This is a genomic window from Blastocatellia bacterium (genome assembly GCA_025055075.1).
Lineage (GTDB): Bacteria > Acidobacteriota > Blastocatellia > HR10 > HR10 > HR10.
In genome coordinates this window covers 40,793-53,961 of record JANWYV010000020.1, presented here as the reverse complement: position 1 = coordinate 53,961, position 13,169 = coordinate 40,793, and the positions used below count along the sequence as shown (strand labels likewise).

8 protein-coding genes and 1 tRNA gene are annotated in these 13,169 nt (G+C 61.3%); 2 read left to right on the top strand and 7 right to left on the bottom strand.

Annotated features, from left to right (window positions below):
* Positions 1 to 5 precede the first annotated feature (5 nt).
* The 3 genes from NZ746_05305 to NZ746_05295 are packed head-to-tail and all read right to left on the bottom strand — an operon-like array spanning position 6 to position 5,421.
* Entirely contained in the window at positions 6 to 1,187 is a 1,182-nt protein-coding gene (locus NZ746_05305; GenBank protein MCS6816780.1) for an acetyl-CoA C-acyltransferase, read from the bottom strand.
* 22 nt (positions 1,188 to 1,209) lie between these two features.
* Positions 1,210 to 3,615 (bottom strand): 3-hydroxyacyl-CoA dehydrogenase NAD-binding domain-containing protein, encoded by a 2,406-nt coding sequence (locus tag NZ746_05300; GenBank protein MCS6816779.1) that lies wholly within the window; start codon positions 3,613 to 3,615, stop codon positions 1,210 to 1,212.
* 6 nt (positions 3,616 to 3,621) lie between these two features.
* Entirely contained in the window at positions 3,622 to 5,421 is a 1,800-nt protein-coding gene (locus NZ746_05295; GenBank protein MCS6816778.1) for a long-chain fatty acid--CoA ligase, read from the bottom strand.
* Positions 5,422 to 5,654: 233 nt separating this feature from the next.
* On the opposite strand from NZ746_05295, the gene NZ746_05290 reads away from it, so the two are divergent.
* Positions 5,655 to 6,896, top strand: a complete 1,242-nt coding sequence (locus NZ746_05290; protein MCS6816777.1) for a S41 family peptidase — start codon at positions 5,655 to 5,657, stop codon at positions 6,894 to 6,896.
* Between the two features lie 21 nt (positions 6,897 to 6,917).
* Here the strand turns inward: NZ746_05290 and lpxK are convergent, their stop codons facing one another.
* The 4 genes from lpxK to recO all read right to left on the bottom strand — a co-directional run bounded on the left by lpxK (position 6,918) and on the right by recO (position 12,901).
* Positions 6,918 to 7,982, bottom strand: a complete 1,065-nt coding sequence (lpxK, locus tag NZ746_05285) for a tetraacyldisaccharide 4'-kinase (protein ID MCS6816776.1) — start codon at positions 7,980 to 7,982, stop codon at positions 6,918 to 6,920.
* On the bottom strand, positions 7,979 to 9,298 hold the full coding sequence (locus NZ746_05280; GenBank protein ID MCS6816775.1) for a glycosyltransferase: 1,320 nt from the start codon (positions 9,296 to 9,298) through the stop codon (positions 7,979 to 7,981). Before NZ746_05280 ends, lpxK begins: the two co-directional genes overlap by 4 nt.
* Before the next feature lie 60 nt (positions 9,299 to 9,358).
* Complete coding sequence (gene ppdK, locus NZ746_05275; GenBank protein ID MCS6816774.1) at positions 9,359 to 12,073, bottom strand: pyruvate, phosphate dikinase; 2,715 nt, start codon at positions 12,071 to 12,073, stop codon at positions 9,359 to 9,361.
* Between the two features lie 90 nt (positions 12,074 to 12,163).
* Positions 12,164 to 12,901, bottom strand: a complete 738-nt coding sequence (gene recO, locus NZ746_05270) for a DNA repair protein RecO (protein ID MCS6816773.1) — start codon at positions 12,899 to 12,901, stop codon at positions 12,164 to 12,166.
* Between the two features lie 105 nt (positions 12,902 to 13,006).
* Between recO and NZ746_05265 the strand changes: the two genes are divergently transcribed.
* A tRNA-Phe gene (locus NZ746_05265) sits at positions 13,007 to 13,082 on the top strand.
* Positions 13,083 to 13,169: the final 87 nt, after the last annotated feature.

The window sequence follows — 13,169 nt, the reverse complement described above, 5'->3', positions numbered from 1 at the left end:
TGGACTCATTCCACGCGCTCGAAGATTCCCGCGGCGCCCATGCCACCACCGATGCACATGGTGACCATGCCGTAGCGAGCACCGCGCCGCCGCATCTCGTAGAGCAAGGTCGCCGTCAGTTTCGCTCCCGTGCAGCCGAGCGGATGGCCGAGGGCGATCGCGCCCCCGTTGACATTGACCTTGTTCACATCCAACTCCAGGAGCTTGATGACGGCCAATGCTTGGGCGGCGAAAGCCTCGTTCAGCTCGATCAGATCCACGTCGTCCAAACTCAATCCCGCCATACGCAGCGCCTTGGGAATCGCCGCGACCGGGCCGATCCCCATCTCTTCGGGAGGAACGCCAGCAACCGCGTAGGCGACGAGCTTCCCTAGGGGCCGAACGCCCAAGGCGTCCGCCTTCTCGCGCGACATGACGACGACGGCTGCTGCTCCGTCGCTCATCTGAGAGGAATTACCGGCGGTGATCGTCCCCTCAACGTGGAAAACGGGCTTGAGCTTCGCCAACGCTTCGAGCGAGGTATCGCGACGCGGACCTTCATCCGTGTCGAAGAGGATCTCATGCACGCGCGGGCGACCGCGCTCGTCCATCTCCTCGATGGGGACGCGAAGAGGAACAATCTCCTCTTTGAACTTCCCCGCATCTATAGCGGCGATGGCGCGCTCATGGCTTCGCAGCGCGAACCGATCCTGCTCTTCACGGGAGATGCCGTATTTCCGCACGAGATTCTCGGCCGTCAAGCCCATGCTCAGATACACGTCCGGATAATGCTCGATGAGGTAGGGATTGGGCGCGATCTTATACCCCCCCATTGGGACGAGGGACATGGATTCCGTCCCCCCAGCTAAGATGACATCGGCGAATCCCGCGGCGATCCGTTCCGTCGCGAGGGCGATCGTCTGCAGGCCCGAGGAGCAGAAGCGGTTCACCGTCATCGCGGGCACCGTGTAGGGAAAACCCGCGCGCAGCGCCGCAATCCGCGCGACGTTCATGCCTTGTTCGCCTTCCGGCATGGCGCATCCCAGGATGACGTCATCAATGTCCTCCGGGCGCAATCCGGGGACGCGCTGCACAGCTTCCGTGAGGACAGCAGCCGCCATATCGTCCGGGCGCACATGGCGTAATGTCCCTTTGTGCGCTTTTCCAACGGCCGTTCGCACGGCGGAGACGATCACGGCTTCGCGCATAGCTCCCTCCTTTCTCGATCGCTCAATTCCTGAGCGGCTTCCCCTCAGTGAGCATGTGCCGAATACGCTCGCGCGTCTTCGGCTCGCCGAGCAGTGAGAGAAAGGCCTCGCGCTCGAGATCGAGCAAATACGTCTCGCTCACCGAACGCGGCGCTCGGAGATCACCGCCGCAAAGCACCCAGGCGAGTTTGCGCCCGATATGGGCATCGTACTCGGTGATCTGTCCAGCCCGCTGAGCCAAATGAATACCCAGCTTGAGCGCGGCCAGGCCCGGCTCGCCGAGTACGGGAATCTCGGCGGGTGGACTCGGCGGCTCATATCCCTCGCGCGCGAGCGCCAGCACGGTCTCCTTCGCATCGGCGATGAGCCGATCGCGATTCATCGTGATGGCATCAGTCGGACGCAGCAGTCCCAACTTCTTCGCCTCGTGAGCGCTGCCGGAGACCTTCGCCAGAGCGATCGTCTCGAAAGCTTGCCGGACATAGGGGAACAAATCCACCGAGTCTCCACGGGGTGCGCGCTCGAGCATACGAAGCAGCATCTCCTTCGTTCCCCCTCCGGCGGGGATCAGGCCGACGCTCGTCTCGACGAGCCCGATGTACGTCTCGGCAGCCGCCCGCACTTTCGGCGCGTGCAATGTGATTTCGCAGCCTCCGCCAAGCGTCAAGCCAAACGGCGCCACGACCACCGGCTTCTCGGCGTATTTCAGCGCGAGATTGACCTGTTGAAAGGCACGAATCATCGCGTCCAGCTCTTCCCACTCTCCTTCCTCGGCGGCCAGCAACAACAACACGAGATTCGCGCCCGCCGAGAAATGTTCGCCTTGATTGCCGATGACCAAGCCCTCGAAATCGCGAGCTACTTGTTCGAGTGCGTACTGCAAGAGCTGGACCGTATCGGCGCCGATCGTGTTCATCTTCGAGTGGAACTCCAAACAAACGACGCCATCGCCGAGATCAATGAGACTTGCGCCCGGATTCGAGCGGATGATGCGCCGTTGCGCCTTCAGCGAGGAGAGCAACAGAACGCCGGGCGGCAATTCGATCTCGCGATAGGTCGCACTCGCCATATCGAAGTAGCGCTGGCGTCCGTCATCCTCACGATAGAAGGTCTCGTTTCCCGACTCGAGCAACGCTTGCACAAGCGGCGGAATCGCGCGACCTTCGCGCTCCAACCGTTCGACCATCCAGCGGACACCGAGCGCATCCCACGTCTCGAAGGGGCCGAGTTCCCAATTGAAGCCCCACTTCATCGCGCGATCCACTTGCACGATGTCATCGGCGATCTCCGGAATTCGATGGGCCGCATAGAGCAACGTCTCACTCACGATCGTCCAGAGGAACCGTCCCACGCGATCCGAGCCGCGAACGAGCGTCCGCAAGCGCTCCCGCACATCTTCGATCGTGCGCGCCATCTCGAGCGCAGGAAGAGACGTCTTCTGACGCGGCCGGTATTCGAGCGTCCGGTAGTCGAGGGCGAAGATCTCCCGACTCGCCGGATCCCGGCGGTAGAAGCCCTGCCCAGCCTTTTCTCCGACCCATCCGCGGCGGATCATCTCCAATACGAAATCGGGAAGGGCGAAGATCTCCCGGCGTTCATCGTGCGGTACATTCGCGGCGATATTCTCGACCACGCGCGCGAGGACATCGAGACCAGCGAGATCGGCCGTCCGAAAAGTCGCGCTCTTCGGATGACCAATGGCTGGCCCCGTTACCGCATCCACCTCCTCAATGGTCAACTCATGTTCCAACATCGCGCGGAGCGTGCAGAGGAAGGAAAAAGTGCCGATACGATTGGCGATGAAATTCGGCGTGTCTTTGGCGAAGACGACGCCCTTGCCGAGAATGCGATCGCAAACATCGGCGATCGTGTGCACGACCTCTGGATCGGTCTCCGGCGTCGGGATCACTTCGACGAGTCTCATGTACCGAGGAGGATTGAAAAAGTGCGTGCCCAGGAAATGCCGTCGAAAACCTTCCGACAGCCCCTCTTGCAATTGCGCGATTGGAATGCCCGAGGTGTTCGAGCTGACGATGGCATCAGAGCGCCGATGAGGTTCCAAACGCTGGAAAAGCGCTCGCTTGATCTCCCGATCCTCGACGACAGCCTCGATGATCCAATCGGCCTCGGCGACTTTCGCCAGATCGTCCTCAAAATTCCCCACCGTGATGAGGCGCGCTCGATCCAGATCGAAGAAAGCGGGCGGATGAAGCTGCTTCGCTCGTTCCAGTCCCAAGCGCGCGATCCGATTGCGCACCTCCGGGCTCTCCAGCGTCAGACCTCGCGCCCGCTCCTCTTCAGTGAGAGACGTTGGGACGATATCGAGTAGCAGGACCTCGATCCCGGCGTTCGCCAAATGCGCGGCGATCTGAGCTCCCATCACTCCCGCACCCAGCACTGTCGCTCTCTTGATTCTCCTCTTCGCCATGATGACTCACTCCGCGTACAGGCGTTCGATGACATCTCGGTATTTCTCCGCGATGACGCGACGACGCACTTTCAGCGTCGGCGTCAGTTCTTCTTCGGCGATGGTGAATTCGCGCTCCAGCAAGGCGATCTTCTTCACCCGTTCATAGGGCGAGAAGTCCGCCATCAGGCGCTCCACCTCCTCCTCGTAGAGACGTTGAATCTCCGGATGCGCGCACAGCTCGCGCTCCTCTCGAAACGGAATGCCTCGTTCTTCGGCGTACCGTCGGAGCACAGCGAAATTGGGGACGATGAGCGCGGCTGGGAATTTCCGTTCATCTCCCACAACGACAGCCTGAGCGATCCACGGACTGGCCACGAGCCGATTCTCGAGCGCTTGCGGCGCCACGTACTTCCCCCCGCTCGTCTTGAGCAAGTCTTTCTTTCGGTCCGTGATCGTCAAATAGCCGTCCGCATCCAGGAACCCCACATCGCCGGTGCGCAGCCAACCATCCTCGGTGAAAGCCGCGGCTGTTTCCTCCGGGCGATTGTAGTATCCGAGCATGACGTTCGGGCCGCGCACGAGGATCTCACCGTCATCGGCGATCTTGACTTCGACACCGGGGATGGGGCGACCGACCGTCCCGATCTTGTTCGCGCCAGGGGGATTCACCGTGACGACGGGCGAGGTCTCCGTGAGACCATAGCCCTGGAGGATCTCCAGACCCAGGCCCAGGAAGAAATATGCCACATCGGGGGCGAGCGCAGCCCCTCCGCTGATAAGTGAGCGGATGCGGTCCAATCCAAGCTGGTGGAGAATGCGCGAGAGGACCAAGCGCCGGGCTGCCGAGTACGACCATCGTCGCCACGGAGGGACGACACCCACAGTTCGCCATGTGCGCTGATACCATTCGCCCGTGCGCAATCCCCAAAGCACGAGGTGGCGTTTGAACGCAGGAAGTGCCAGGCTCGCTTCCAGAATTCGCTCGCGCATCTTCTCGAAGAGACGCGGTACGCCAACCAAGACCGTCGGACGGACATCCCGCAAATTCTCGGCCACTTTATCGAAGGATTCGGCGTAATGGATGCTCATCCCGCTGTGCAGATAGCAATAGAACGCCATTCGCTCGAAGCTGTGCGAGAGCGGGAGGATGGAAAGGACGACATCGTTAGCGGAATAGCTGAGGACGCGCATGGCCGCCGTGACATTCGAGGCGATGTTCCCATGGGTGAGCATCACCCCTTTCGGTTCGCCCGTCGTTCCTGAAGTGTAAAGCAGTGTCGCCAAATCCGTCGGGCGAACAGCGCGACGCAAGCGCTCATAAAGCTCCGGCTCGCGCACCGCCCATTGGCGCCCATGCTCGAAGAGCTGAGAGAAAGGGAGCACCCGTTCGTCCGCGATGGGATCGAACGCGATGATCTTCTCCACCGATTCCACACGAGAGATCGCCTCGCGCACGCGCCGCCACTGCTCGCCGGTCGAGATCAGGAGCAAGCGCGCTCCCGAATCGCGCAGGATGTGCGCGACTTGCGCCGGAGCTTGTGTCGCGTGAATCGGCACATCCACGGCGCCCAACGCCAGAAGCGCCAGGTCCGAGAGCGTCCACTCCACGCGGTTCTCCGATAACATCGCGACGCGATCGCCCGGACGAACACCTTCAGCGTAAAATCCAAAGGCGAGCGCGCGCACTTGTTCGGCGAGCGCAGGGGCCGAGAGGGCGATCCATCGACCTTGAGAGCGATAGTTCAGAACGTCGGGCTTCGATCCATAGCGCGCGAGCGCACCGTCGAAAAGCTCATTGAGCGTCATTGGCTCCGCAGATGTCATCACCGTGCCCGCTCCATCAGGTCCTTCGCCCTACGTTGTGCTGCTCTACTATAGTCGGTCCCAAAGTCCTGAGGCAAGCGGCTGAGAGAATCAAAGACCGCTGCATCGAGAGGGAGGGCGCACCGTTCTTCGGCTGCTCGTCCGCAGTTGCCGGGACCTCGCCATGTGGTGTACCATTGCTCCGCATGATGGAGCAAAGTTCGAATTCGAAGCCGTGGGTGAGGAGCGCGCGCATGGCGATGAAATTTAAGGTGAGCGTCCTGATTGTCTCGGTCGTCGTCGCCCTCTACGTGGTGATCGGGGGATTGCTGCCCCGCAGTGGGGTGATCGCCAGCTATAACGACCCTTACTCGCAGCTGACGATCTTTCAAGAAGTCCTCGCGCGCATCATCAACGATTACGTGGACGAACCTGATCTCGAGAAGGTGCGCGTGGGCGCTCTGCGGGGGTTGGCCGAGGGCTTGGATCCCTATAGCGCCTACCTGACGCCGGAGCAGGTCCGACGATTGAACGGAGGGCGCGCGGAGGCTGAGGCCGAGAGCGGTCTGATCCTCTCCAAGGTCGCCGGATACGCTTATGTGGTCTCCGTCGTGAAAGGATCTCCCGCCGAGATCGCTGGTCTTCGCTCCGGCGATATCATCGAGTACATTGGGACGCGCGCGACGCGCGATATGAGTCTCTACGAGGCTCGGGAATTGCTGGTTGGACCTGTTGGGAAAGACATCGAGCTGAAGGTGTTCCGCGAAGGACGATCGGAGACGTTCAAATTCAAACTCGATCGCTTCCCGCGTCCGAAGCCCGAGGCGAAGATCCTCGAGCGAGGAATGGGGTATCTTAAGCTTGCCACCCTCGATGAAGGAGAGTCGCTTCGCATTCGCGAAGAGTTAGAGCGCTTGATCGCTCAAGGGGCGACTCGATTAATTCTGGACTTGCGGGGGGTCGCCACGGGGACTTTGACCGAAGCGCTCACTGTCGCAAACTATTTCATCGGCTCGGGCACGCTGGCGAAGACGATCGGGCGAGAGGGACGAACTTTGCAAACCTTCACGGCGGATCCCAAACGGCAGCTCTATTCTGGAGAATTGGCCGTGTTGATTGATCGGAGCACGGCCGGAGCGGCGGAGGTCGTTGCCGCGGCCGTCTTGGAGAACAAACGCGGCGAGCTCGTGGGGGAGCGAACGTTCGGGGCCGGAGGCGAGCAGAAGCTCTTCCCGTTACGAGATGGTGGTGGACTCTACATCACCGTCGTGAAATATGCGACTCCCTCGGGCAAACCCATCATGGGGAGTACGTCGGCGACCAGTGGCATCGTCCCGACCGTTGAAGTACCACGACCGGACCGTGGTCTGGCACTGGAGGAACTCGAGGAACGGGAGGAGTTGCCTCCTGAGGAGCCGTTGGCGCAACCGCCAGCTCAGCCGCCTTCGGAAGATCTCCCCTTGAAGAAGGCCATTGAGATCCTTCGGAAGAAGTGATGGGGGGGACCATTCGTCCCCTCAGGCGCGAGCCCTCAGGTGGCGAACGAGGAACGTTCGGAAAGCCTCAGCGTCCTCAAATCGGGCTTCAATCCGTGCGACATAAAGCGGAAGGGTCTCTGGCAGCGGAAGAGCATCCAGTCGAACCCAATCCTTCTCCGTCGTCACGAGGAATTCGGCGCCAGCGGATTCTGCCTCTTTGAACACGCGCGCGAGATCCCGCGGTGCATACCAATGGTGATCGCGGAAGGACCGAAAGTACGCGATCCGAGCGCGATAGTGCGCCAGGTCATGCCGGAAGAGATGGGGATTCCCCACTGCGCAAAAGGCACCGATCGTACGCCCATAGAGTTTCTGCGGAAAGAGGGTGTCGCCGGTGCGGGGGGCGAAGAGTTCGACGATCTCATGATAGCTGTAGAAGATTGGGATCGGACCGGCCAATTCCCGTAGGCGCGCTTCGAGGGAGAGCTGATCGAACGGATGATCCGCTCGCGTGACGACAATGGCTGAAGCCCGCGCGATCTCGCTAAGGGGCTCGCGCAAGCGCCCGAGCGGAAGCAGCTCCTCGCCCCCGAAAGGATCGAGGGCATCAATGAGCAACAGATTGAGATCTCGATCGAGCGCCAAATGTTGAAACGCATCGTCGAGGATGTGAACGTCTGGCTGAAACCAATCGTCAAGGTGACGCGCGACGGTATGGCGGCCAGCGCCAACGGCGATGACGACTCCTGGGAGACGACGGGCCAGAAGGAGCGGCTCGTCGCCGGCGTCGAAGACCGTCGCTTGCACACGGGCACCATCAGAGACGAGCACGAGAGGGGCACGAGAGCGCCGGCCATATCCCCGACTGATCACAGAGGGACGATAGCCTTCTGCTAAAAGCAGGCGGGCAATGTATTCAACCAGCGGTGTCTTTCCCGTTCCTCCGACGGTGAGATTCCCAACGCTAATAGTGAAAGCGCGGGCGCGCTTGGGCTTCACGTAGCCCGCCTTGTACAGCGCGAGCCGAAAGGCGACGCCAAGCTTGAACAACAGGGCCAGGCCTTTTCGGATCGGTCGCGGGAGTCGCAACAGCCGTTCGATCATCTCTTTATCCCTGACTCGGCGAAGATCGGTTCGAGATGGGCGAGGATGCGCTCCGTCGTCCCGCGATGCTGCGCGAGAAAGCGCTGTGCGGCTTCCCGAAAGCGCGCTCGCCACCGATCGTCGAGGAGGAATCGGCCAATCGCCTGAGCGAGAGCGTGAGCGAGCGCTTCCGGGTGCGCTTGAGCAGGGATGCGCCACACGCAAGCCTCATAAGCCGGGAAATTCGGATCACTATATCGCGGGCCGACGATCACGCACGCGCCGCGCACAAGCGGTTCGATCACATTGTGGGCGAGAGCCGTAGAGAAGCTCCCTCCGATCACCACCACGGCAGCCATCCGATAAAGAGCGGCCAGCTCCCCAATCGTGTCCAAAAGAATGACTGCCGCCCGCTCGATCTCCTCTCGATCGTGAGCGCGCGTACGGCGGATGAACGACACGCCCGATTTCCGCAGCAGCTCTTCCACTTCGTCGAAACGTTCCGGACGTCGGGGAGCCAACAGGAGACGCGCGGCGTGAAGACTCGTATGCTCGGCTCGAAGGATCGCGAACGCGCGCAGCAGCAGGGCTTCTTCGCCCGGCGCCGTGCTCCCAGCGATAATGAGCGGTCGTTCGGCAGAGAGTCCGAGGCTGCGCGCTAACTCTTCCGCTTTCGCCGCCTCATCGGTCGGAGGGCGCGCGTCCCATTTCAAATTCCCGACGACATGCACGCGTTCTGGGGGAGCGCCTAACGCCCGCATCCGGCGGGCATCTTCCTCGCTCTGCATGAGCAGAAGGCGGAAGTTCTCGAGAACGCGCCGTATGAACGGACGGATCCATCGGTATCGGCGGAACGAGCGACCCGAGAGTCGTCCACTGACGAGCACAATGGGGATGTGGCGTCGGGAGCACGCGCGCAAAAAATTCGGCCAAATCTCCGTCTCGAGGATGAGGACTAGATTCGGATGCACCCGCTTCAGCGCGTGCGCGACGGAAAGAGGCCAGTCGAACGGAAAATAGATGATTCGCGCTCGAGCCCCATAGCGGCGGCGCGCGATCTGTTGCCCCGTCTCGGTCACCGTCGAGAGCACGAGTTGAAATGCCGGAGGACCCTCGGCCGAGGCGACGAGGGCTTCGACGAGCGGCTCGGCCGCGAGGATCTCGCCGACCGAGACCCCGTGAATCCACAGGACCGGCTTCTCCAGCGGAAGCCGTGGAGGGAAACCGAAGCGCTCGCGCCATCCTCGGCGCTCTCCTCTTGCAATCGCCGCGATCAAAGACGGGAGGAGGAACACGGTCGCCAGAAGGAGCAGCAGATTGTAAAGCGCATAGCCCATGTGCGGTGGTCGGGAAAGGGGAGACCTCCCGCCCGAGAGCGCGGGAGGTCGTTCGGCGCATCATTCCAAGACGGCGGCCAGTTCCGTGACGGCCGCTTGCGCAGCGGCGAGCATGGCGATGGGCACGCGATACGGCGAACAGCTGACGTAGTCCAGGCCAATGCGGTGGCAGAATTCGATGGAATTCGGCTCGCCTCCATGCTCACCGCAAATGCCCGTCTTCAAATTCGCGCGCGTGGCGCGTCCGCGTTCCACGCCTATCTTCATGAGCTCGCCCACGCCCGCGCGATCGAGGATGAGGAAGGGATCGGTCTCCAGGATCCCGCGACTCAAATAGGCCTCGATGACAGCCACCGTGTCGTCACGAGAGAAGCCGAAGGTCGTTTGAGTGAGATCGTTCGTGCCGAAGCTGAAGAATTCAGCCGAGCGCGCGATCTCACCAGCGGTGAGCGCGGCGCGCGGCAATTCGATCATCGTCCCCACCAGATACGAAATGTGCACACCCGTCTCGCCCATGACCTCCTCAGCAACACGATCAATGATCTCGCGTTGCGCTTCGAATTCGCGCGCCGCGCCGACCAGCGGCACCATGATCTCCGGCAGCACGCGAATGCCCTCGCGCGCGACCTGACAGGCGGCCTCGAAGATCGCGCGCGCCTGCATCTCGGTGACCTCCGGATAGAGGATCCCAAGCCGGCAGCCACGCAACCCGAGCATCGGATTGAATTCGTGCAATTCCTCGACGCGCGCCAGCAGCTGTTCCTTTTCTTCCAGACCCTCGGTCTCTCCCTTCGCCCGCAGGACGGCGATCTCCACCATGAGCTGTTCCCGTTTGGGCAGGAATTCGTGCAGCGGAGGATCGAGCAGTCGGATCGTGACCGGGTATCCATCCATGACGCGGAAGATCGCTGCGAAATCCTCCCGCTGCATGGGGAGCAAGCGCGCGAGCGCGTCGCGTCGCTCCGCCTCCGTGCGGGCGAGGATCATCGCTTGCATGTGCGGAAGCCGATCCGGCGCGAAGAACATGTGCTCCGTGCGCGCCAGACCGATCCCTTCCGCGCCGAAGGCTCGCGCCAAGCGGGCATCTTCCGGCGTATCGGCGTTGGCGCGGACGCCAAGCCGTTTGACCTCGCGCGCCGTGTCCATCACCCGTTTGAAATATTGATAGACCTTCGATTGCTCCGGCGCCAGCGTTCCATTCAACACGCGCACGATCTCCGATTCGACCTTGGGAACGTCGCCCAGCAAGATCTCGCCCGTCGTCCCATCTATGGAGATAAAGTCGCCCTCGCGAAGGAGGACATCGCCCAGGCGAGCCGTGCCCGCCTCTTCATCAATGATGAGTGCTCCGCAGCCAACGACAGCCGGCTTACCCATCTGGCGCCCGACGACGGCCGCGTGTGAAGTGGCGCCGCCGCGCGCCGTCAGAAAACCTTCGGAGGCTTGCATGCCGGAGATGTCATCGGGCGATGTCTCCATCCGCACGAGCACGACGCGCTCGCCCTGTCGCCGCAATTCGACCGCGCGATGCGCTGTGAAGGCGATGCGTCCGGCTGCGGCTCCGGGCGAAGAAGCTAATCCCCGGCCGATAACGCGAAATTCCTTTCGCTTCACCGGATCGAACGTGGGATGCAGGAGTTGATTCAGCGTCGGCGCTTCGATGAGTCGCAGCGATTCCTCTGGCGTCACCAATCCTTCGTCCACCATGTCGCAGGCAATACGAATGGCCGCCAGCCCCGTGCGTTTAGCGCTTCGCGTCTGCAGCATGAAGAGTTTCCCCTCTTGAACCGTGAACTCGAAGTCTTGCACGTCGCGGTAATGGCGTTCGAGACGCTCGGCGATCTCCTCCAGTTGATGGTAGACGTCGGGGAGGATTTCCCGCAGCTTCTCCAAGGGAAGCGGCGTCCGAATCCCTGCGACGACGTCCTCACCTTGCGCATTCGGTAGGAATTCTCCGAACAGTTCCTTCTCTCCCGTTGCCGGATTGCGCGTGAATCCGACGCCCGAGCCGCTCGTCTCGCCCATATTGCCGAAGACCATCGCCTGGACGTTCACCGCCGTGCCGAGATCGTGCGGGATGTTGTGGATCTGCCGATACGTGATCGCTCGCTCATTATTCCACGAGCGGAAGACGGCATCGCGCGCCTGCCGCAGTTGTTCATGCGGGTCCTCGGGAAAAACGCGCCCCGTTTCTTCCGTGATGAGGCCTTTGAACTCCTGCACCAGCTCCTTGAGATCCTCGGCCGTCAGCTCCGTATCCTGTCGCACACCTCGTGCCCGCTTCTTCGCCTCGAGCACCTCTTCGAACTTCCTTTTCTCGACGCCGAGGACGACGTTGCCGAACATCTGGACGAATCGGCGATAGCAATCGTAAGCGAAACGAGGATTCTGCGTGCGGCGGGCAAGGGCTTGGACGGTCACATCGTTCAAGCCGAGATTCAAGATCGTGTCCATCATCCCCGGCATGCTGAACTTCGCACCGGAGCGTACTGAGACTAAAAGGGGGCGCTCCGGATCCCCCAATCGCTCTCCGCGTATCTCCTCTAGTCGTCGCAACGCGTCCTGAATCTCTTGCTCGATCTCCACCGGCAGGCGGCCCTCATTCTCATAGAAGATGCGACACACTTCGGTCGTGATCGTGAATCCCGGAGGGACCGGCAGTCCCGCGTTAGTCATCTCTGCGAGTCCCGCCCCCTTTCCCCCGAGGAGATCTTTCAACCGGGCCGAACCTTCCGCCTGACCATTCCCGAAGAAATAGACGTATTTTTTCCCCATATTGCCTCCCCCTCCACAAAGATTCTTCTCTGAGTTTCGAGGGCGTGTCCGTCACGCGTGTTCCTTCTCCTCTCTCCGTGCCCTCGAAATTCAAACATTCAATAATAGCTTGGTCTTCAGCTCACGTTCAAGAACATCCTGGAGGAGTCGCGTGAGGAGGCGATGAAGATGGAGAGCTTCCTGCGATATGGGAAGAGACGCCCACTCATTCGGCGGACGTTTGAGCATCTCCGCAAGGAGCGAACGGTAGTGAGCAGAAATCACATGCCCACCGAGAGCCGCGCCGCAGCGCTCGCATCGAGGCGTTCCATCGCGAGCGATCCATACGGGATCCTCGGAGCGAAAAGCCCTTCCGCAAGCAGCGCATGCTTCCAGAGGGGCGAAGAAGCCGCTAAGTTTCAGCATCCACATCTCGACATACACGGCCAGGGGAAGAAGTGGCGCTCCTTGGAGAAAAGCATCCCGCGCCGCCCGAATCAGCCGATAAACGGAAGGGTGGGGTTCCGACGGCGGCTGGAAAGCATCCACAAGCTCCGCCACGTGATAGAGGAAGGCTTCGCCCTCGGGGGTCGCCGCGCGCTCAAACGGCGAGCATAGAAGCTCACACCGTCTCAATACGGCGAGTTCCCGTGCCTCCTTCTCAAAGAAAGAGGCGAAGATCTCCGAGAGAGGCTCCAAGCATGCTCCGAATCGGCTCTTCGGCCGACGCGCGCCGCGAGCGACAGCACGAATCTTCCCGTAAAGGCGAGTGAAGAGAACAACGATCTTATCCGCCTCCGCGAGCGGATAAGTCATCAAGACGAACGCTTCGCTTTCCTTCACGGCCATCGCTGTATCTCGGCGGCACGCCGCGGTGCCGGATCATTCCCGGATTCTCGTTTCGTCGAGTTGACAGCCAGCCCCTTCTCCCATTAAGCTATAGCTCGTGTATGTGGCCAGGTAGCTCAGTCGGTAGAGCAGGGGACTGAAAATCCCTGTGTCGGCGGTTCGATTCCGTCCCTGGCCACCAAAGATCCTCTCGTAAATTCCCCGCGCTCGACGATCGCACAGAAGGGCTTTGGGAGCATTATCGGAGAAGCAAGCTCTTCTATGGAGC

Coding starts and splice junctions, on each gene's coding strand:
- NZ746_05300 (MCS6816779.1), bottom strand. CDS start 3,615: ATGGCGAAGAGGAGAATCAAGAGAGCGACAGTGCTGGGTGCGGGAGTG.
- NZ746_05280 (MCS6816775.1), bottom strand. CDS start 9,298: ATGGGCTATGCGCTTTACAATCTGCTGCTCCTTCTGGCGACCGTGTTC.
- recO (MCS6816773.1), bottom strand. CDS start 12,901: ATGGCCGTGAAGGAAAGCGAAGCGTTCGTCTTGATGACTTATCCGCTC.
- NZ746_05295 (MCS6816778.1), bottom strand. CDS start 5,421: ATGACATCTGCGGAGCCAATGACGCTCAATGAGCTTTTCGACGGTGCG.
- ppdK (MCS6816774.1), bottom strand. CDS start 12,073: ATGGGGAAAAAATACGTCTATTTCTTCGGGAATGGTCAGGCGGAAGGT.
- lpxK (MCS6816776.1), bottom strand. CDS start 7,982: ATGATCGAACGGCTGTTGCGACTCCCGCGACCGATCCGAAAAGGCCTG.
- NZ746_05305 (MCS6816780.1), bottom strand. CDS start 1,187: ATGCGCGAAGCCGTGATCGTCTCCGCCGTGCGAACGGCCGTTGGAAAA.
- NZ746_05290 (MCS6816777.1), top strand. CDS start 5,655: ATGGCGATGAAATTTAAGGTGAGCGTCCTGATTGTCTCGGTCGTCGTC.